General features: G+C 71.4%; 17 protein-coding genes and 1 pseudogene. 14 read left to right on the forward strand and 4 right to left on the reverse strand.

From position 1 onward, the window contains the following. Window positions 1-38 precede the first annotated feature (38 nt). On the forward strand, window positions 39-263 hold the full coding sequence (locus tag EF387_RS19485) for a hypothetical protein (protein WP_128377854.1): 225 nt from the start codon (window positions 39-41) through the stop codon (window positions 261-263). A 252-nt stretch (window positions 264-515) separates the two neighbouring features. Here the strand turns inward: EF387_RS19485 and dapA are convergent, their stop codons facing one another. Next, window positions 516-1,406, reverse strand: coding sequence for a 4-hydroxy-tetrahydrodipicolinate synthase (dapA, locus tag EF387_RS19490; RefSeq protein WP_162467166.1), 891 nt, complete (start codon window positions 1,404-1,406; stop codon window positions 516-518). 166 nt (window positions 1,407-1,572) lie between these two features. On the opposite strand from dapA, the gene EF387_RS49440 reads away from it, so the two are divergent. The 4 genes from EF387_RS49440 to EF387_RS19505 are packed head-to-tail and all read left to right on the forward strand — an operon-like array spanning window position 1,573 to window position 3,297. Further along, window positions 1,573-1,707 carry a hypothetical protein gene (locus EF387_RS49440; RefSeq protein ID WP_274388947.1) on the forward strand — a complete coding sequence of 45 codons (135 nt, stop codon included), beginning with the start codon at window positions 1,573-1,575 and terminating at the stop codon, window positions 1,705-1,707. Beyond that, window positions 1,704-2,384 carry a hypothetical protein gene (locus EF387_RS19495; RefSeq protein ID WP_128377856.1) on the forward strand — a complete coding sequence of 227 codons (681 nt, stop codon included), beginning with the start codon at window positions 1,704-1,706 and terminating at the stop codon, window positions 2,382-2,384. The genes EF387_RS49440 and EF387_RS19495 overlap by 4 nt, the downstream gene beginning before the upstream one ends. A 53-nt stretch (window positions 2,385-2,437) precedes the next feature. Further along, window positions 2,438-2,857 carry a phage holin family protein gene (locus tag EF387_RS19500; RefSeq protein WP_420802596.1) on the forward strand — a complete coding sequence of 140 codons (420 nt, stop codon included), beginning with the start codon at window positions 2,438-2,440 and terminating at the stop codon, window positions 2,855-2,857. After that, window positions 2,854-3,297, forward strand: coding sequence for a DUF3618 domain-containing protein (locus tag EF387_RS19505; protein WP_128377857.1), 444 nt, complete (start codon window positions 2,854-2,856; stop codon window positions 3,295-3,297). Before EF387_RS19500 ends, EF387_RS19505 begins: the two co-directional genes overlap by 4 nt. Window positions 3,298-3,644: 347 nt before the next feature. Here EF387_RS19505 and EF387_RS19510 read toward each other — a convergent pair whose 3' ends face one another. Beyond that, window positions 3,645-4,676, reverse strand: a complete 1,032-nt coding sequence (locus tag EF387_RS19510) for a YihY/virulence factor BrkB family protein (RefSeq protein ID WP_128377858.1) — start codon at window positions 4,674-4,676, stop codon at window positions 3,645-3,647. Between the two features lie 73 nt (window positions 4,677-4,749). Between EF387_RS19510 and EF387_RS19515 the strand changes: the two are divergent. From EF387_RS19515 to EF387_RS19525, 3 genes and pseudogenes are all read left to right on the forward strand, one after another. Continuing rightward, window positions 4,750-4,944: pseudogene (locus EF387_RS19515) on the forward strand (hypothetical protein); the annotation flags it as partial. Between the two features lie 55 nt (window positions 4,945-4,999). Next, the gene (locus EF387_RS19520; protein ID WP_238431594.1) at window positions 5,000-5,680 is read left to right on the forward strand and encodes an ArsR/SmtB family transcription factor; all 681 of its coding nucleotides are present in this window, start codon (window positions 5,000-5,002) and stop codon (window positions 5,678-5,680) included. Window positions 5,681-5,720: 40 nt separating this feature from the next. Further along, window positions 5,721-6,458 carry an SRPBCC family protein gene (locus EF387_RS19525; RefSeq protein WP_128377859.1) on the forward strand — a complete coding sequence of 246 codons (738 nt, stop codon included), beginning with the start codon at window positions 5,721-5,723 and terminating at the stop codon, window positions 6,456-6,458. A gap of 61 nt (window positions 6,459-6,519) precedes the next feature. Here EF387_RS19525 and EF387_RS19530 read toward each other — a convergent pair whose 3' ends face one another. Continuing rightward, entirely contained in the window at window positions 6,520-8,346 is a 1,827-nt protein-coding gene (locus EF387_RS19530; protein ID WP_128377860.1) for an endonuclease/exonuclease/phosphatase family protein, read from the reverse strand. A gap of 473 nt (window positions 8,347-8,819) precedes the next feature. On the opposite strand from EF387_RS19530, the gene EF387_RS19535 reads away from it, so the two are divergent. The 6 genes from EF387_RS19535 (at window position 8,820) to EF387_RS19565 (ending at window position 16,945) form a co-directional block, all read left to right on the forward strand. Beyond that, window positions 8,820-10,247 (forward strand): hypothetical protein, encoded by a 1,428-nt coding sequence (locus EF387_RS19535; RefSeq protein WP_128377861.1) that lies wholly within the window; start codon window positions 8,820-8,822, stop codon window positions 10,245-10,247. A gap of 188 nt (window positions 10,248-10,435) precedes the next feature. Further along, on the forward strand, window positions 10,436-11,887 hold the full coding sequence (locus EF387_RS19540; RefSeq protein ID WP_128377862.1) for an alkaline phosphatase PhoX: 1,452 nt from the start codon (window positions 10,436-10,438) through the stop codon (window positions 11,885-11,887). Window positions 11,888-12,375: 488 nt separating this feature from the next. Continuing rightward, window positions 12,376-13,956 carry a TROVE domain-containing protein gene (locus EF387_RS19550; RefSeq protein WP_128377863.1) on the forward strand — a complete coding sequence of 527 codons (1,581 nt, stop codon included), beginning with the start codon at window positions 12,376-12,378 and terminating at the stop codon, window positions 13,954-13,956. 88 nt (window positions 13,957-14,044) lie between these two features. After that, window positions 14,045-14,698: a GntR family transcriptional regulator gene (locus EF387_RS19555; RefSeq protein WP_128377864.1), complete on the forward strand. Its 654-nt coding sequence runs from the start codon at window positions 14,045-14,047 to the stop codon at window positions 14,696-14,698. Between the two features lie 13 nt (window positions 14,699-14,711). Further along, entirely contained in the window at window positions 14,712-15,740 is a 1,029-nt protein-coding gene (locus tag EF387_RS19560; RefSeq protein ID WP_128377865.1) for a 1-aminocyclopropane-1-carboxylate deaminase, read from the forward strand. 635 nt (window positions 15,741-16,375) lie between these two features. Next, a complete protein-coding gene (locus EF387_RS19565; protein ID WP_128377991.1) occupies window positions 16,376-16,945 on the forward strand; it encodes a TetR/AcrR family transcriptional regulator in 570 nt (189 codons plus the stop codon). A gap of 116 nt (window positions 16,946-17,061) precedes the next feature. Here EF387_RS19565 and EF387_RS19570 read toward each other — a convergent pair whose 3' ends face one another. After that, window positions 17,062-18,276, reverse strand: a complete 1,215-nt coding sequence (locus tag EF387_RS19570; protein WP_128377866.1) for a TerD family protein — start codon at window positions 18,274-18,276, stop codon at window positions 17,062-17,064. Window positions 18,277-18,503: the final 227 nt, after the last annotated feature.

Genomic DNA, 18,503 nt, shown 5'->3' on the forward strand with positions numbered 1-18,503 from the left:
CCGATCACCTGTCGAACCGAAGAGTGAGGGGCTGGACGATGAGGAACGAGCGCGCGAGGGCCGTGACCCGTTGGCTGACCGGGGTGCCGGCCGCGGCGATGATGTGCTGGCTGCCGGCCGGGGCCGCGCACGCCGACGAAACCAACACGGCCTCCCACAACGGCCCCCGGGTCGGGCTGATCAACGCCGGGCAGATCGACGACCCGGCGGAGGACGTGCTGGAGCACGGCGTGCTGCTCGGCGACGGGTACCGCTGGGGCTGACCCGTCGCTCGGCAAGCCGGGGCCCGTAGCGCACCTGGAAGCGGCGCGGGCCCGGTCCCGGTCGCCCCGTTCCGGGCCCGGCGCGGGGACATGCAGCACGAGGTGCTGCTTCTGATGTCTGCTCTCGAGCACCTACCGGCGCGCGGTCGCCGTCGACCGGGCGCGTCATCCGCTCACCGCCGGGATGCCGGCGAACATCACGCCCTGCGGGCCGCGGAAAGCTGTCGGTCCGCAGGGCGAGAAGGACGACCTTCACCCGGTGCCGGCCAGCTCCTCGTACGCGGCCAGCAGCCCGTCCGCCGTCTCCCGGCCGGCGGGACGCAGCGGCGGGCGGACCGGGCCGCCCGGCAGGCCCAGCGCCTTCAGCAGCGCCTTGGCGGTGACCGTGCCGGGCAGGCCCGAGGCCATCATCAGTTCGGTCAGGCGCAGGGTGCGGTGCATCAACTGCCGGGCCCCGGCGGTGTCGCCCGCGTCGAAAGCGTCCAGCACCGCACGGAACTGACGGGGAGTCACGTTCGCGACGGTCGACACATAGCCCGCTCCGCCGATCGCGTACAGCGCCAGGACGTACTCGTCGCAGCCCGTGTAGTACGCCAACTCCGTGCGGGACAGCACCTTCTGGGTGCCGAGCAGGTCGTAGGCGCAGTCCTTCACCGCCACGATCCGGGGATGGCCGGACAGGCGGATCATGGTCTCCGGCTCGATCCGGGTGGCGGTGCGGCCGGGGATGTCGTACAGCATCAGCGGCAGCCCGGAGGCGTCGGCGATATCGCGGAAGTGGGCCTCGACCGCGTCCTGCGGCGGCCGACTGTAGTACGGCGTGACCGCCAACAGGCCGTCCGCGCCCGCCTTTTCGGCCGCCTGCGCCAACTCGATGCTGTGGCGGGTGTCGGCGGTGCCGATGCCCGCCACGACCGCGGCCCGGTCGCCGACCGCTTCGGTGACCGCGCGCACCAGGTCGGACTTCTCCGCGTCGGTGGTGGTCGGGGACTCGCCGGTGGTGCCGGACAGAACCAGCCCGTCGCAGCCCTCGTCGACGAGCCGCCCGGCCAGCCGCTGTGCTCCGTCGAGATCCAGGCCGCCGTCCCGGGTGAAGGGCGTGACCATCGCGCAGAGGGCGCGGCCGAAGGGAGGAGTACTCATGCGGGTAGTCTCCGCGGAGCGACTGTGTAGCTCCACTTAATTTTTCTACGAGGTATTTATCAGCTGCGCTACGGAATAGGTGTCGGCACATCGACGCCCTGGTGCCAACTCGGCGGCCATGCGGCACCATGAGCGGGTAACCGACCTTCAGGTCACGGGAGGCGTCATGAGGCTGGGCAAGGCACTGGCGACCGGAGTGGCGGAGGAGTCCGTACGCTCGTCCGAGGAAGAGATCGAGGACCGACTCGAGGCGGAGACCGAGGAGTTGGAGCCGCAGGCCGAGGTGCCGGCCGTCCGATGAGGATGCGGCTCCCCGAGGAACGCCCGACGGAGCCGCCGACCGGATACAAGATCGCCCACCCGGTGCTGTCCCAGGACGGCGCTCGGGCCGGGTTCACCGGTGTGTCGCTCGGCGGCGCGCTGCCGTACGGAGTGCTGGACGAGGCGCGCTGCGTCTACGGCCGACGGCACCGGGCCCCGCACCGGCGGTGCGACTGCGGCTTCCACTGCGTGCACGACCGTGCCGAGGCCGAGGGGCTGCTGTGCACCGGCGAGCACCGGGCGGCGGCGCTCCTGGAGGTGAGCGTGCTCGGCGCGTACATCCGCTTCGAGCGCGGGTTCCGGTATGCCCGCCAGCGGGTGCGCACCGCGACCGTGGGCCCTTGCGTCTGCGGGGGGACGGCCGTGGCACTGGCCGACGCAGGCTGGGGCAGACCCGGCTGGCGCGCCCTCGCGGGTGCCTGCGCCGGATGTGTACGCGGCCGTACGTCGATGTCGCTCGCTTCCTTCGCACGGCTGGCGGGCGAGGGGCTGCGGGTACGGGCCGCACAGGGGACCACGACGACGCCCGAGACCGGTGAGCTCTCCGTGCCCGAACTGGTCGCGGAAGCGGCGCTGTTGCAGGCGCGACTGGACTGGTTCCAGAGCCAGCTGGCGCGGCTAGGAGAGCCCGGGGCGGGCCCCCGCGAGCAGGGGTAACGCGGGCCGGGCCGGGTACTCGGGGGGCTCGAAGTGAGAGGAGGCGGGACACCGTGACCGGGACCATGGACCGCGGGCGTGCGCCGAGCGAGCACCATTCCGTGGGAGAGCTCGTCGGTCAGGCGACCGAACAGCTCTCGCAGCTCGTCCGACAGGAAGTGACCCTTGCCAAGCTGGAACTGGCCGAGAAGGGGCGTCGCGCAGGGCGTGGCGGTGGTCTGCTCGGTGCGTCGGGTGCCGTCGCGTACGTCGGCCTGATGGCTCTGGCCGCCGCAGGGATCGCCGCGCTCTCCCTGGTGCTGTCGGTATGGGCTTCGGCACTCATCGTGACGGGTGTGCTGTTCGCCGTCGCGGCCGTGCTGGGCGTGGTCGGGCGCAAGCAACTGCGCCGGGCGGTGCCACCCCTGCCCGAACGGACTTTGGGCAGCGTCAGGGCCGACGTGGACGAGATCAAGGAGAGGGCGCACCGATGAGTGACAGGACGGACGCGACCGCGGCCTCCGGCGCCAAGGGGCCGGACGAACTGCGCCGCCAGATCGAGCAGACCAGAAGGCAGCTCGGCGACACCGTCGAAGAGCTGGCCGCCAAGGCGGATGTGAAGGGCCGCGCCCGGGCCCGCGCCGCCGACCTGCGGGACCGCGCCGGGGCCATGCGGGTCCAACTGCGCAGCACGGCCGCCCAGGCGACCCATGCGGTGCAGGACAAGGCGGCGCAGGCCGGGCACGTCATGCAGGGACGGGCGTCGGACGCGGGACACACCGCCCGGGACGCCGCCCGGGACAACGTGCCCGAGCCGGTGCGTCGTGCCACGCCGGCCGTGGTCCAGGCCGCCGGGCGCCACCGGCGGGTGGCCGCGCTGGCCGGTGCCGGGGTGGTCGTGGTGGTGCTGTGGTGGAGGCTCGGGCGGCGCTGAGCGTGTGGCGGCGGGTGTGCGGGGTCCTTCGATGGGCCCCGCACACTTGTGCGCCGAGGAGGGTGCCGCGGGTTGTCCGCACACTTGTGTGCCGGTGAGGGTGACGTGAGATGCCGGCAGGCATGTGCGCTCGTGGGAGTGACTTGGGTTGTCAGCAGGCATGTGGGCCTGTGGGAGGGACTCGGGTTGTTCGCAGGCATGTGGGCCTGTGGGGAGTGTCGTGGGCTGTCAGCAGGATGTGCGCCGGCGCGGCCCGCTCCACGCCGACCACCCGTCCCGCGCCTGCTGAGGGCTCCGCCCCCACAGTCCCGTACACCTGAGGCTCCGCCCCCACAAACCCGTATCGGTCAATCCCGCATCGTCAGTCCCGTATCGGTCCCCGGCCGCACCCGCATCCGCACCCGGGTCCGCAGCCGAGGTGGCCACTTCCGGGTGTCCCGGGGCTCCACGTACGGCTCCTCCGTGGCCGGCAGGCCGTCGGTGATCGCCCGTTCGCGGGCCAGCTCGGCGTCGAACTCCAGGCCCAGCAGGATCGCCAGATTGGTGAGCCAGAGCCAGACCAGGAAGACGATCCCGCCGGCCAGCGTGCCGTACGCCTTGTTGAACGAGCCGAAGTTCGCGGCGTAGACGGCGAAGCCCACGGAGGCGGCGAGCCAGATGAGCGTGGCGACCAGGCTCCCGGGGCTCACCCAGCGGAAACCCCGGCCGCGGACGTTGGGGGCCGCCCAGAACAGCAACCCGATCACCAGCATCACCAGGAGCAGCAGCACCGGCCACTTCGCGACCGACCACACCGCCACCGCGGCGTCGCCCGCACCGAGGGCCGTCCCGGCCCGTACCGCCAGCGGCCCGGTGAACACCACGATCAGTGCGCTCGCCGCGAGCATCAGCATCAGCGCGACCGTCAGCAGCAGCCTCAGCGGTGTGAGCTTCCAGACCGGGCGCCCCTCCGGCAGGTCGTACACGGCGTTCGAGGTGCGGATGAACGCGGCGACGTAGCCGGAGGACGACCACAGCGCCAGCAGCAGTCCCGCGATCGCCAGCACCCCGCCGGTACCACCGGTCCCGCCCAGCTGCACCACCGCCTCCCGCAGGATCTCCCGGGCCGGACCGGGCGCCAACTGGCCTATGTTGTCCAGGAGTTCGTCCGTCAGTCGCTGTCCGGCGACGCCCACCAGGGACACCATCACCAGCAGCGCCGGAAAGATCGACAGCACCCCGTAGTAGGTCAACGCGGCCGCGCGGTCGGGAAGTTCGTCGTCGCGGAACTCCCTCACCGTACGGCGCAGCACCGCCCGCCAACTACGCGCCGGTAATGCGGTCGGACTGTCCTTCTCGGACAATCCGTTCGACTCCTGAGCGGGTCGGCTCTCGTCCATGACCTGGCGAGTCTCCCGATTCCCCGGGCCGAACCCCGTAGTTGACCTGAATCTTGGTTGAGGTTGAAGGAACGCCGAGTGGGAGAGCGCCCGGGCCCATGCCGAGGCCATGGCCGCACCCGGAGAGGGGGTCGGCTCGGCCACGGCCCTGTGGGAGCGGGTGCAGACCTGGCCGGGACTGAAGGGCAGCACCGTCAGCCGGTGCACGCATGCCCTCGGCCTGGTCCCGAGGAGCCCCGCCGACACACCGCGCCCGGCGCACTCGTAGGACCGAAAATTCCAACCGTCTGGACAAAAAAAGTTTTCGGTGAGACGGTGGACTCATGTTGGACGTGACCGTGATCGAGGACGCGGCGGCAGCCGCCGTCTCGCTGGACCCGATACGCGCCAGGCTGCTCGCCGAGCTGGCGGCCGGCCCCGCGTCGGCGGCCATGCTGGCCGGTCAGGTCGGGTTGCCCCGGCAGAAGGTGAACTACCACCTCAAGGCGCTGGAGCGGCACGGCCTGATCGAGCTGGCCGGGGAGCGGCGCAAGGGCAACGTCACCGAGCGGCTGATGCGGGCGACGGCCGCGTCGTACGTGATCTCGCCGCTCGCGCTCGCCTCCGTGCAGCCCGACCCGGACCGATTCCGCGACCAGCTCTCGGCGCGCTGGCTGCTTGCGCTCGGCGCCCGGCTGGTGCGGGACGTCGGCTCGCTCATCACCGGTGCCGCCAAGGCCCGCAAGCGGCTCGCGACCTACGCGCTGGACGGCGAGGTGACCTTCGCCTCCGCCGCCGACCGGGCCGCGTTCATCACGGAGCTGACGGCGGGCGTGAGCGCGCTCATCCGCAAGTACGACGCGCCCGACGCCGAGGGCGGCCGCGGCCACCGGATCGTCGTCGCCGTTCATCCCACGCTCAAGGCCCCGGTCGACGGGTCCCACACCGACGGGTCCCCTACCGGCGAGCCACACACCGACGCACCTCGGGCCGCGCGGCCCGAGGCCGGTGAACTCACCGAATGACACGCCCAGTCAGACCTACCTGAACGCCCAGGAGCACAACATGTCCAAGGAATTCGAGATCGCCCGCGAGTTCGAGGTCGACGCCACACCCGAACAGGTGTGGGACGCCTTCACCAGCGGAACCGGCGGCTGGCTGTGGCCGATGGATCCCCCCGAGCCGCGCGTGGGCGGCAAGGGACCCTTCGGATCCGAGGTCATCGCCTGGGATCCGCCGCACCACTACACCAATCGTGTCGCGGACGTCGAGGGGATCGCCGAGCAGACCCTCAACCAGCTCGACTACACCGTCGAGCCGCGCGACGACGGACGCCGCGCCTGGGTGCGCTACGTCCACAGCGGCATCTTCGTCGACGACTGGGACAACCAGTACGACGGCGCCGGCAAGCACACCGACTTCTACCTGCACACCCTGCGGGAGTACCTGACGCGGTTCGCGGCCCGGCCCGTGGCCTTCGCGACCTTCGACGGGCCCGAGGCGTCCAAGGGTTCCGACGCGTTCGCCGCCGTCGGCCGGGCACTCGGCCTCGGGGACACCACCGCGGAGGGGTCGAGCGTGCGGGTCCGCGGTCCGGAAGGGCAGGAGCTGGACGCCGTCGTCGACTACCGCAACCCCTACTTCATCGGGCTGCGCACCGACGACGCGCTCATCCGGTTCTTCGGACGCAACCACTGGGGCGCCCCGGTCGGCGTCAGCGTCCACGACTTCGCGCCCGGCGCCGATGCCAAGCGCAACGAACTCGCCTGGCAGGGCTGGCTGGAGGGCGTCTTCGCGGCCTGAGGCGAGCGAGGAGCCCGGCCCTCGGTCCAGAGGGCCGGGCTCGGGCACGCGTGGATGAGTGCTACGGCCGGAAGCGGAGCACCTGGGGGTCGTGGTCGCTGATCTGGTCGGAGAACTCGGCGTTGATGTGCACGCTGTCGTAGGCGAAGTCGCAGTCGCGCCGGATCGACGGGCTGATCAGGATCTGGTCCAGGACCTGGCTGTTGCCCTGGAAGTCGTAGGTGTAACGCTCGCTCCTCGGCAGGGACTTGATCGCCGCCCAGAGCGCGCCGTCGTCCTCCAGCAGCTCGGTGGTCTCGGAGAACTCGAAGTCGTTCATGTCGCCGAGCGCGACGACGTCGGCGTTCTTCTGGACCTTCAGGATGTCCTTGACGAAGGAGTTCAGCTCGGTCGCCTGCAGATGGCGCTGGGTCTCCGTGCTGCGGGCCGGCGGCTGGTACTGGGAGTGCAGCGACTGGTCGCCGTTCTTGGACGCGAAGTGGTTGGCGATCACGAAGACGGTCTTGCCGCGGAAGACGAACTCGCCCACGAGCGGCTTGCGGCTGTCGGCCCAGGCGGAGTCCGCCGGGTCGACACGGCCCGGGGAGACCGTCAGCGCCGCCTTGCCCTTCTCCTTCGTCACACCCGTGGCGGTGGTGGCGTCGCCGCCCGCGCGGTCGGTGAACGAGACTCGCTCGGGGTTGAAGAGGAACACCTGGCGGATGTTGCCGCCGGGCTGGCCGCCGTCCGCGTTGTTGACCGGGTCGATCGAGCGCCAGTCGTACTCAGGGCCGCCCGCCGCGACGATCGCGTCGACCAGCTTGGTCATGGTCTGGTCGGCGGCGACCGTACCGTCGTTCTTGGTGCCGTTGTTGTCCTGGATCTCCTCCAGGGACACGATGTCCGGCGACTGCAGGTTCTTCACGATCGCGGCGGCGTGCGCGTCGAAGGTGGTGTCGCCCGGGTCGAGGTTCTCGACGTTGTATGTGGCGACCGCCAGTTCGCGCCGTGACTGCTTGCGGGTCGTCTCGCGCTCCAGGCCACCCTTCTCGAGCGTGCCGAGCTTGGCGGCGACGAGCGTGTAGCCCCCGAACTGGGTGTAGTCCAGGGGGCCTTCGGTCGTTCCGGCGAGCGTGTCACCGACATTCGCCTGCGGGAAGTCCGCGGCCGCGCCCAGCGACTGGATCTGCAGCCGGCCGGTGTTCTGCGAGGTGTACGAGCCGTAGACCGTGCCGCCGCGGCGGTTGGGGTTCTCGAACGGCTTGACCGTGACCCACAGTTCGGTGAACGGGTCGGTGGCCGTGACCACGCGGGAGGAGCCGACGCGGACGTTCATGCCCTCCAGGGACTCGTAGTAGTCCAGGGCGTACTTGCGCGGCCGCAACGGCAGCCCGTTGACCGAACCGCCCGCCGCCGGGTCACCGACCGGGGCGTAAGCGTCGGGAACCGAACGGGAGTTGACGAGGGCGGCCGCCGGGACGGAGTTGCCGTTCGACACCACCGTAACGGTCGCGCGGGTGATCTCCGTGAGCGACTGGTTGCCGGTGGAGGCGCCGCCGGGCACGAACTCCGTCACCGTGCCCGTGACCTTCACCGAGTCGCCGACCGCGACCTTGGGCGTGGCACCGGTGAAGACGAAGACGCCCTCGCTGGTGGCCGGGTCGGCGTCCGGGTCCGGGTCCTGGATCCAGAAGCCTCTGGACGAGCCGTACGTCCGTACCCCGGTGACGATTCCGGCCACATCCGTGACCTGCTGGCCCGCCAGCGGGGATATGCGCGTGGTGCCCTGGATGTCGTGGATGCGCACCGCGTCCGCGTGGGCGGGGGAGGTGAGCACCACCGTGGAGACGGTGGAGCACACGGCGGCGACGGTGAGCGCGGCGATGCGCGCGGAAGACTTGCTCGGCAACGGAATCCCTCCGGGGCGTGCGTGGAAGCCGGTACGGGGTGGTGCGGTGGGGGGAGCGCGAAACCGGCGGGCGGTCTCTGTCGGACTTGCTGTGCTGGTGCTCTGTGCTGGTGCTCTGTGCTGCTGTGCTGGTTGCTCTGTGGTGCTGTCCTGCCGGGTGGGCTGGGCCGGGAGCGCTGACGGCGCCGGCTGTGCCGTCGGCGGTGTTGCTGTGCTGCGCAGTGCCGCGTGCCGGCAGAACATGCGGGCTTTGTGGTGCAGGTGCGTCGGCTGAGTCCGTTGTGCCGACGCGCGTAGATTACGGCCGGGTGGTTACCCGCGCGTTTCTACGCGCGTCAATCTCGTGTGTGGCCACGGGAGTTGTCAAGGTTTCGGCCATGTACGGCCGCGGGCGGACAGATGAACTGGGCGGCATGGGGTGAAATCCGTCTAGGCTGAGCGGCTGAGAAGCGGACCTGAGGAGAACCACGCCGATGTCAGCCAGCTCCCCCCTGCCGCCGGTACGGCTGCGCTCCGAAGCGGAACTCGCACGGGACGCCCTCGGCACACCGCTCCTCTCCCGGGCGGTACGGCTGGCACGCTGGGCCGGTCCCGCGACCCGCGTCGAGGCGGACGGCGAACTCGTCGAGGAGCAGCTGCCCCAGGCCGCCCGTGAGCTGGAGCTGTCCGGCGAGGACGCGGCGGCGTACGCCGGCGAGGCGTGGCGGATCGCCCTCGAGGTCGGGCTCGTCGACGTGGTCGACGAGGAGGAGGGCACCGTCGCCGCCGGCGACGACCTGCGCCTGATCACCGCCGGCGGGCCGCACGACGTGCTCACGCTCTGGCTCGGGGCACTGGACGCGGTGCTCGCCGACGCCGGGGTGCCCGACCTCGAAGACCTCGTGGACGCCATGGACGACGGCGGCGCGGTCGACCTCTCGCGACTCGACTGGAACCCCGCGGCGGAGACCGAGTTCCTCGACGGAGTGCTCGGCAACCTCTACCTCCTCACCGTCAGCGAGGACGGACCGCGGGACGGCACGGTGCCGTTGCCCGCGCTCGCCGCGTCGATGATCGTGCCCGACGACATGGGGGAGCCCACCAACGACATACTGGAGCAGGTGTCGGACGCGATGATGCGGCTCGACGACCAGTTCCGGCTGCTGGAACCGGTGGGACTCGTGGAGTACCAGCCGGTGGACGAGGCACTGATGGCGGACGCCGACGAGGAGTCGGCGGCCCCCGTCGACGAAACCGATGTGTCGCGGTACGGGATGGTGCGGCTGACCCCGCTCGGGCTCTACGGGGTACGGGCGCGGCTGCTGGAGGCCGGGGCGTCGGCCCCGGCGGTCGGGGACCTCGCCGACAAAGGTGCCGACGCGCTGCTCGACGGGACGTCGGCCTTTCCCCCGGGGGCGGCGCGGGCCGAGACGGAGCAGTGGCTGGCGCGGCGTGAACCACTGGCCGCGGCACGGGAGTTGCTGGCCGCCGCGCGGGGCTCGGACCCCGGGGCGCCGCTGCGGCGGCTGCGCTGTCAGCAGGCGCTGTCGCTGCTCGGCGCGGAGGTGGAGCCCGCGCTGCGGGAGGTGCTCGACGACGCCGAACTCGGCGGGCTGGCCCGGGTGTGGCTGGCGGAGCGGGGCGCCGCTGACGTGCCCGCGCCTCCGCAGGAGATGGTGTTCTGGCTGACCATAGACACGCTGGCCGCGCAGTTGGCCGCGGAGGGGAACTCCGAGGAGTTGCAGGCGCTGGTGGAGGGGTTGGCTCGGCAGCACAGCGGGTTCTTCGCCGCCGCGTGGCGGGTGGAGCATCCGGCCACGCCGGACGTCCTGGAGGCCATGGGGCGGTTGCATCCTGACAAGAAGGTGGCCAAGGAGGCCCGTAAGGCGGCGTTCAAGGCGCGGTCGCAGCACCCGGGGTGAGAGCGTGAGCCGCGGAACCGGCGTTCGCCGCCGGCGGGGCCGCGGGTGCGGCAGGTGTTCGGAAGGCGGTTCCTGGACGTCGGCCTGTGTTCAAGTGGTGTTCAAGGGCGCGCGCGAGCGTGTGGCGGAACGTCGGGACGCCGCCCTCCACGGTCATCAGGGCTCCTCACCAGGTCACAGGAGACAGCATGTCGCTCACCCGCAGGGACTTCACCAGACGGTCCGCGATCACCGGTGCCGGTGTCGCCCTGGCCGGCAGCGCCGGCGTCCTCGCCACCGCCCCGAACGCCCTGGCCGCCACGGACGTCGAGGACGCCGCCGAGGGCGACAGCGCCGCGGACCGGCACGGCGTCGGCTACGGCCCGCTCATCCCGGACCCCGAGGGCATCCTCGCCCTGCCCGCCGGCTTCAAGTACCGCGTCATCACCTACAGCGGCAAGACCAAGCTGGAGTCCGGCGAGTTCACCCCGTCCAATCACGACGGCACCGCCACCTTCGACGGCCCCCGCGGCACCACCCTCCTCGTCAACAACCACGAGCTGAAGGGCCCGCGCGCCAACTGGAAGTACCCCGTGCCGCTCACCGAGGGGCTCGTCTACGACCCGGCCGCGTCCGGCGGCTGCACGGTCGTGGAGGTGCGCCCCGACGGCCGCGTCGCCGAGTGGGTCGGCATCGCCGGCACGTCCACCAACTGCGCCGGCGGCAGCACCCCTTGGGGTACCTGGCTCACCTGCGAGGAGAACTCCGACAAGGCCGGCGTGAACGGCATGACCAAGGACCACGGCTACGTCTTCGAGGTCGACCCCATCGACCGCCGGGCCAACCACGACCCCAAGCCGCTGAAGTTCTTCGGCCGTTACGACCACGAGGCCGTCGTCATCGACCCCAAGCGCGGCCACGCCTACCTCACCGAGGACGCCTCCAACCCCAACGGACTCTTCTTCCGCTGGACCCCGCCCAAGGGCTTCCACCACGGCCGCGGGAAGTTCCGCACCCTCGCCGACGACGCGGGCGTCCTCCAGGCGCCCAAGTGCTTCGACTCCGGCGGCAAGTTCGTCGACGACCTCTCCCGCGCCACGAAGATCGGCACCGTGTACGGAGTCGACTGGGTGGACGTCCCCGACCGCGACGCCAGGACCGTCGCCGTGCGCAAGCAGTTCGGGGCCGGTGAGGTCACCCGCGCCCGCAAGCTGGAGGGCATGTGGTGGGGCGACGGCGGCGCGTACATCGTCTCCTCCTACGCCCGTGAGGAGAGCCCGGGCGCCGCGCACGACGGCCAGGTCTGGTTCTACGACCCCAAGCGCCGCACCCTGACGCTGAAGGTCCTCCTCGGCGTGAACCCCGACCCTTCCGTCGACGGAGCCTTCGACGGCCCCGACAACATCACCGTCTCCCCGTACGGCGGCCTGATCCTCGCCGAGGACGGTGAGGGCGTCTCCCACCTGTTCGGCGCCACCGGCAGCGGCCGCACCTACCCGATCGCGCGCAACGACCTCAACGTCGGCACCGAGGAGGAGCCCGAGTACAGCGAGTTCGCCGGTGTCACCTTCTCGCCCGACGGGAAGACGCTGTTCGCCAACATCCAAAAGCCCGGCATCCTGTTCGCCATCACCGGCCCCTGGAAGCGCCACAAGCGGTAATTAATTCGTTCGCTCACCCCGCGGCCCGCCTCCTAAAGTGATGCACGTCCAGGTGCGAAGGCAGGACCTACTTCCACTGATAATGGGGCGGCCGCGGGTTCGAGTCCCGCCACCGGTACCACAGGCCGGTGTAGCTCAGGGGTCAGAGCACCTTTGTCGGTTCCGCCGACCTCGAACTCTGGACATCACAAGTTCATGCACCTCCCGGTGCGCGGGCTGCGGCTACTTCTACTCCAAAGAATCCACGCCGCCGCCGACTTGATCTCGGGAGGCGCAGCTCATGGTGGGTGCCCGGTGCGCAGGCAGCGGATACTTCGGGAGCTGGTGGGGAAACCCGTACGGGTTCGAATCCCGTCATCGACCCAGGGTCGGTGTGGCGGAACGGAAGACGCGCCAGTCATAAGCACCGCAGTCGACTTCGACCTCGGGCATCCCACCTTCTGCTGCGCCTCCCTCGAAATCCAGCAGAGAATTCGGGGGAATTCACCATGGCGCGATTCAACACCAAGGCCGGCAAGGCGCAGCGCACTTCGTTCGTGACATCGACCGGGCGCCGGCTGCGCACCTACCAGGGCGGCCGGGGCAACGAGCGCGACGCGCGCTCCGAGCTCTTCCTGCTCGCCGTCGCCAATTTCGTGGCACAGGACACCTTCTACGAGACCGGCGCGGACCGCGACGACCGGTTCGCCTCGCTCGTGCGGGGGCTCGCCGTCGAGGACCCGGCGTGGACCGCCGGCCTGCTCGGCTGGCTGCGCGGCGAGGGAAACCTGCGGACCGCCTCCATCGTGGGCGCCGCCGAGTACGTCAAGGCACGGCTCGACGCCGGCGCGACCGACGGTCCCTCGAACCGTGAGGTAATTGCCTCCGTGCTGCGGCGCCCGGACGAGCCGGGCGAACTGCTCGGCTACTGGACCTCGGTGTACGGCCGCGCCGTCCCCAAGCCGGTCAAGCGGGGCGTCGCCGACGCCGTACGGCGTCTCTACAGCGGCAAGTCGCTGCTGAAGTACGACACCGCGTCCAAGGGCTACCGCTTCGGCGACATCCTCAACCTCGTGCACGCCGCGCCCGACCCCGGCAAGCCGTGGCAGGGCGACCTGTTCCAGTACGCGCTCGACCGGCGTCACCACCCGGAGACCGCCGAGCCGCCCGCGTCCAGCCCCGTGCTCACCGCGCACCGCGAGTTGATGCGGCTCCCGGTCGCCGAGCGGCGCGCGGTCGTCACCTCCGAGGGCGGCGCCGAGCGGGTCGCGGCGGCGGGCCTCACCTGGGAGGCGCTCGCCGGCTGGCTGCAGGGTCCGATGGACAAGGCGGCCTGGGAGGCCGTGATCCCGTCCATGGGCACCATGGCGCTCGTCCGCAACCTGCGCAACCTCGACCAGGCGGGCGTCTCGGACGAGGTCGCGGCCCAGGTCGCCGCGCGGATCAGCGACCCGGCCGAGGTGGCGCGGTCGCGGCAGTTCCCGTTCCGCTACCTCGCCGCGTACCAGCACGCCCCCTCGCTGCGCTGGTCGTACCCGCTGGAGCAGGCGCTCGGCCACTCGCTGTCCAACGTGCCCTCGCTGAGCGGACGTTCGCTGATCCTGGTGGACCGCTCCGGTTCGATGTGGGGGCGACTGTCCGAGCGCTCGGAGCTCAACCGGGCCGACGCGGCGGCGATCTTCGGCACCGCGCTGGCGATGCGGGCCGAGGACGCCGACCTCGTCGAGTTCGGCACGAGCAGCCGCCGTGTGAAGTACCGCAAGGGCGAGTCGGTGCTGAAGGTGCTCGGCCGCTTCGGCGACCTGGGCGGCACCAACACCACCGAGGCGGTGCGGGCGCACTACAGGAAGCACGACCGGGTCCTGATCGTCACCGACGAGCAGGCGGCGTACAGCCACCGCGGCGACCCGACCGAGCAAGTACCGGCCACCGTGCCGGTCTACACCTGGAATCTCGCCGGCTACCGCCCGGGCCACGGCCCGTCGGGCAAGGCGAACCGCCACACCTTCGGCGGCCTCGGCGATGCGGCCTTCCGCGTGGTGAGCCTGCTGGAGGCCGGACGGGACGCCCGCTGGCCGTGGGCTGTCTGACCCGACCCAGGGCGAGAACCGTGGCCCGCTTCGACGAAGCGGGCCACGGTCTTGTCCGCACCTCGATTGACATCTAACATTTCAGTGCATGGAGGCCATACGACCAGTGCGCCGGACCCTGCTCAGGGACCGGGCGTACGAGGTGATCCGGGACGCCATCGTGGCGGGGGAGATCGAACCCGGTGCGGTGGTGCGCGACGCCGATCTCGCGGAGCGGCTCGGGCTGTCCCGGGCGCCGGTCCGCGATGCCTTCGCACGGCTCGTCGACGAAGGGCTGCTGGAGAGCAAACCGCAGAGCTACACCCGGGTGACGCCTGTCGTGGCCGCCGAGGTGCGGGACGCGGCGGCCGTGGTGGGCGCCATGCACGAACTGGCCACCCGGGTCGCCGTGCCCCGGCTCGCCCCCCGGGACGTGGACGCCATGCGCGCCGCCAACGACCGGTTCGCGGCCGCCGTCCGCGCCGGCGACGTGGACGTGGCCCTGGGCGCCGACGACGAACTGCACGACGTGCTCGTACGAGTGAGCGGCAACCGTGCGGCCGCCGCGACCGTCGCCCGCTACACCCCCCTCATCCGCCGTCTGGAGCGACGCCGCTTCGGCGAGGGCGGCAACTGCCGTTCGGCCGGACTGCACGAGCGGCTGATCGCGGCCTGCGCGGCCGGTGACGTGGCCGAGGCGGTCCGCGTCACCGCGGAGATCTGGCGGGGCCTCGAGCAACTCGCCGACGAAGAGCCCCACTGACCAGGGAGAACCCATGTCCGCTGCCCCGTCCCTGACCTCGTACGAGCGTTACCCGCTGCTCTTCGGGCCCTCGCCCGTCCACCCCCTCGAGCGGCTCACCCGGCACCTCGGCGGCGCGGCGCTCTGGGCCAAGCGCGAGGACTGCAACTCCGGCATCGCGTTCGGCGGCAACAAGACCCGCAAACTGGAGTACCTCGTCGCCGACGCGCTCGCCCAGGGCTGCGACACACTCGTCTCGATCGGCGGGGTGCAGTCCAACCACACCCGTCAGGTCGCCGCCGTCGCCGCCCGCGCCGGGCTCAAGTGCGTGCTTGTGCAGGAGAGTTGGGTGGACTGGCCGGACGCCGTCTATGACAAGGTCGGCAACATCCTGATCAGCCGCCTCGCGGGGGCGGACGTACGGCTGGTGCGCGCCGGGTTCGGCATCGGGTTCAAGGAGAGCTGGGAGCAGGCGCTGAGGGAGGTGGAGGAGTCGGGCGGCAAGCCGTACGCGATACCCGCCGGCGCCTCCGACCACCGGTTCGGCGGTCTGGGCTTCGCCCGCTGGGCCTACGAAGTCGCAGAACAGGAACGGGAACTGGGCGTCTTCTTCGACACCGTCATCGTCTGCTCGGTGACGGGCTCGACGCAGGCGGGCATGGTCGCCGGGTTCGCCGCGCTGGAGGAGGCGGGCGGCCGCCCGCGGCGGGTCCTCGGCATCGACGCGTCGGCGTCCCCGGCCCGGACCCGGGAGCAGATCGCCCGGATCGCCCACCGCACGGGTGAACTGATCGGTGTCAAACGTGAGTTGACGGAGTCGGATGTGGAACTCGACGAGCGGTACCACGCCGGTACCTACGGCATCCCGGACGAGACCACCCTGGAGGCGATGCGGCTGGCCGCGCGGACCGAGGGGATGGTCACCGACCCGGTCTATGAGGGCAAGTCGATGGCCGGGCTGATCGACCTCGTCTCCCGCGCGGAGATCGGACAGGAGTCGACGGTGCTGTACGCGCATCTGGGCGGGCAGCCCGCGTTGAACGGGTACAGCGCGTTGTTCTGAGCGGTCTGCGCCGGATGTGTGTCCTGGGGCGTCGGGGAAGGCTACGTTGACGAGGCAGGCCCTGGCCGACGGCAGTGCAGTCGGCGCAGGCTCGGCGCAGGCCGGGAACGCCCGCCCTGAGAAGGGCGGTGACCACGACGAACGGGACAGCGCAGGTGGGAGAGGGAGTGGGGCGGGGCTCGCCGGATGTGCGGGCCCCGCGGGGAACGGAAGGTGCCACGCGGGTGCCGGGGGCGCCTGGCGTGCCAAGTGCGGAGAGCGGGTCGGCTGAGGGAGTGGGGCGGGGCTCGCCGGATGTGCGGGCCCCGCGGGGAACGGAAGGTGCCACGCGGGTGCCGGGGGCGCCTGGCGTGCCAAGTGCGGAGAGCGGGTCGGCTGCGCGAGGACTGCCCGCCAGCCCCGACGTGGGGGGCAGGCCGGGTGTTTCCCGGGTGCCTGACGCAATCGGGGTGTCCGGTGCTTCCGGAGTGTCAGGCGCTTCTGGGGTTCCGGGTTCCTACAGGGTGCCCGGTGCTGCTGGGGTGCGGGTTGCGCGGGGGGTGGTCGGCGCTCCCGGGGTGGGCGGCGCTTCCGGAGCGCCGGACGTGGCCGGAGTGCCGGGTGCCCGGGCCGTGCCCGGGGCGTCCGGCAGGCCGATGCGGGCCGACGCTCGGCGGAACCACCAGCGGCTGGTGAGGGAGGCCGCCGTCGCCTTCGCCGAGCATGGGGAGGGGGCCTCCCTGGACGACATCGCGAAGCGGGCCGGGGTGGGGTCGGGGACGCTGTACCGGCACTTTCCGACGCGGCAGGCGCTGCTGGAGGCCGTCTACGCCGACCGGATCGAGGAGATCGCGGCACGCGGACACGAACTGGCGGACAGGTTGCCGGCGGGCGACGCGCTGGTGGAGTGGCTGGCCGAGCTCGGTGAGCGGATGATCCAGGTGCGGGCGCTGAAGGCACTGCTGGGGTCGGCGGTCACCGACGACGGCGGTTCGGCGGTGCTCACCGAGTGCGGGACGTCGGTGAAGGACTCGGCGGCCCGGTTGGTGGAGGCGGCGCAGCGGCACGGGGCCGTCCGCGGGGACGTGGAACCGATCGAGGTGCTGCGGTTGGTGCACGGCGTTGCCACCGCCTCGGAACTGTCGGGCGGGAACGCCGAGTGCATCCGCCGGTATCTGTCTCTGCTGACGGACGGGTTGCGGCCGACGGCGGGGCGCCCGGACTGAACCGGGCGCCTCGGCTGCTCTGCGCCGGCTTCGTGCTCTTCGCTGGTTCCTGCTCTTCGCCGGCTCGTGGTTGGTCGCTGGTTGTCCTGCCCGTCGCCGGCTTCGGTGCCCGTCGCCTACAGCGACTGCGCCGCCGGCTTCACCATGCCCCGCACCGTGCGGGACTTCACGAAGTCGCCCATCGCCGTCATCTCCCACTCCCCGGAGAACTGCCTGATCAGCTTGGCCATCATGACGCCCGTCTGGGGTTCGGCGTTGGTGAGGTCGAAGCGAACCAGTTCCTCGCCGGTGGCGGCGTCCAGGAGACGGCAGTAGGCCTTGGCCACCTCGGTGAACTTCTGGCCCGAGAAGGAGTTCACCGTGAAGACCAGGCCGGTCACCTCCTGCGGGAGACGGCCGAGGTCGACCGTGATCACCTCGTCGTCGCCCCCGCCCTCGCCCGTGAGGTTGTCGCCGGAGTGTTTGATCGCGCCGCTCACGATGGACAGCTTGCCGAAGTAGCAACTGTCGATGTGGTTGCGCTGCGGACCGTAGGCGATCACCGAGGCGTCCAGGTCGATGTCCTTGCCGCGGTACGCGGGCTCCCAGCCCAGACCCATCTTGACCTGGGAGAGAAGAGGACGGCCGCCCTTCACGAGGGACACCGTCTGGTTCTTCTGGAGGCTCACCCGGCCCTTGTCCAGGTTGATCTTCCCGGTGCCGGGAGCGGCGGCCGGGGCGGGCGGTGCCGGGGGAGCGGCGGGGGCCGGGGGCGCCGCCACACGCGGGTCCATGGGCGGGGCCGGCGGGGTCACCGGGGGCTGGACGGCGGTCGTGGCCGGGGCGGCCGGGGCGGCCGGTTCCTCGACCGTGACGCCGAAGTCCGTGGCGATGCCCGCCAGGCCGTTCGCATAGCCCTGGCCCACCGCGCGGGCCTTCCAGGCGCCGTTGCGGAGATAGATCTCGACGATCACCAGTGCCGTCTCGGTGCCGAGTTGAGGCGGGGTGAAGGTGGCCAGGACGGAGTTGTCGTCCGCGTTGCGGATCGTCGCGGTGGGTTCGATGCCCTGGAAAGTCTGGCCCGCCGCGTCGGGGCTCGCGGTGACGACGATCTTCTCGATGCCGGGGGGAACCGCCGCGGTGTCGACCGTGATCGCGTCGGGGGCCGCGCCGCCGCCGGAGCGGTAGGTCACGCCGGGGCCCGCGGGCTGGTTGTAGAAGATGAAGTCGTCGTCGGAGCGCACCTTGCCGTCGGCGGTGAGCAGCAGGCCCGATACGTCGAGCCGCACCGGGGCGGCGACGTCGACCGCCACGCGGGTGGCGGTGAGAGGGATGTTCGAGCCGGGGGTCATAGCTGTCATGCCAGGGGTAACGAGTGGGGGTGCTTTACCGTTCCCTTACCCGGGGGGCGAATGGGGCGCTCAGCGCGTTGCCGGGGTGCGGGTGAGCTCGCCGAGGTGTGGTGACCTCGCCGGGTGCGGTGACCCCGCCGGTGCGGTGACCCCGCCGGGTGCGGTGATCTTGCCCGGGGTGTCGGGCCGGTCCGCGGCGCGACACCCCGGCGGGGACCCAGGGAAGA

The sequence above is a fragment of the Streptomyces cavernae genome (assembly GCF_004023625.1).
Taxonomy (GTDB): Bacteria; Actinomycetota; Actinomycetes; order Streptomycetales; family Streptomycetaceae; genus Streptomyces; species Streptomyces cavernae.

Excerpts from the sequence above, each read along its gene's own strand:
- EF387_RS19485 (WP_128377854.1), top strand. The coding sequence starts at position 39 with ATGAGGAACGAGCGCGCGAGGGCCGTGACCCGTTGGCTGACCGGGGTG.
- dapA (WP_162467166.1), bottom strand. The coding sequence starts at position 1,406 with ATGAGTACTCCTCCCTTCGGCCGCGCCCTCTGCGCGATGGTCACGCCC.
- EF387_RS49440 (WP_274388947.1), top strand. The coding sequence starts at position 1,573 with ATGAGGCTGGGCAAGGCACTGGCGACCGGAGTGGCGGAGGAGTCCGTA.
- EF387_RS19495 (WP_128377856.1), top strand. The coding sequence starts at position 1,704 with ATGAGGATGCGGCTCCCCGAGGAACGCCCGACGGAGCCGCCGACCGGA.
- EF387_RS19505 (WP_128377857.1), top strand. The coding sequence starts at position 2,854 with ATGAGTGACAGGACGGACGCGACCGCGGCCTCCGGCGCCAAGGGGCCG.
- EF387_RS19510 (WP_128377858.1), bottom strand. The coding sequence starts at position 4,676 with ATGGACGAGAGCCGACCCGCTCAGGAGTCGAACGGATTGTCCGAGAAG.
- EF387_RS19520 (WP_238431594.1), top strand. The coding sequence starts at position 5,000 with ATGTTGGACGTGACCGTGATCGAGGACGCGGCGGCAGCCGCCGTCTCG.
- EF387_RS19525 (WP_128377859.1), top strand. The coding sequence starts at position 5,721 with ATGTCCAAGGAATTCGAGATCGCCCGCGAGTTCGAGGTCGACGCCACA.
- EF387_RS19535 (WP_128377861.1), top strand. The coding sequence starts at position 8,820 with ATGTCAGCCAGCTCCCCCCTGCCGCCGGTACGGCTGCGCTCCGAAGCG.
- EF387_RS19540 (WP_128377862.1), top strand. The coding sequence starts at position 10,436 with ATGTCGCTCACCCGCAGGGACTTCACCAGACGGTCCGCGATCACCGGT.
- EF387_RS19550 (WP_128377863.1), top strand. The coding sequence starts at position 12,376 with ATGGCGCGATTCAACACCAAGGCCGGCAAGGCGCAGCGCACTTCGTTC.
- EF387_RS19555 (WP_128377864.1), top strand. The coding sequence starts at position 14,045 with ATGGAGGCCATACGACCAGTGCGCCGGACCCTGCTCAGGGACCGGGCG.
- EF387_RS19560 (WP_128377865.1), top strand. The coding sequence starts at position 14,712 with ATGTCCGCTGCCCCGTCCCTGACCTCGTACGAGCGTTACCCGCTGCTC.
- EF387_RS19565 (WP_128377991.1), top strand. The coding sequence starts at position 16,376 with ATGCGGGCCGACGCTCGGCGGAACCACCAGCGGCTGGTGAGGGAGGCC.
- EF387_RS19570 (WP_128377866.1), bottom strand. The coding sequence starts at position 18,276 with ATGACCCCCGGCTCGAACATCCCTCTCACCGCCACCCGCGTGGCGGTC.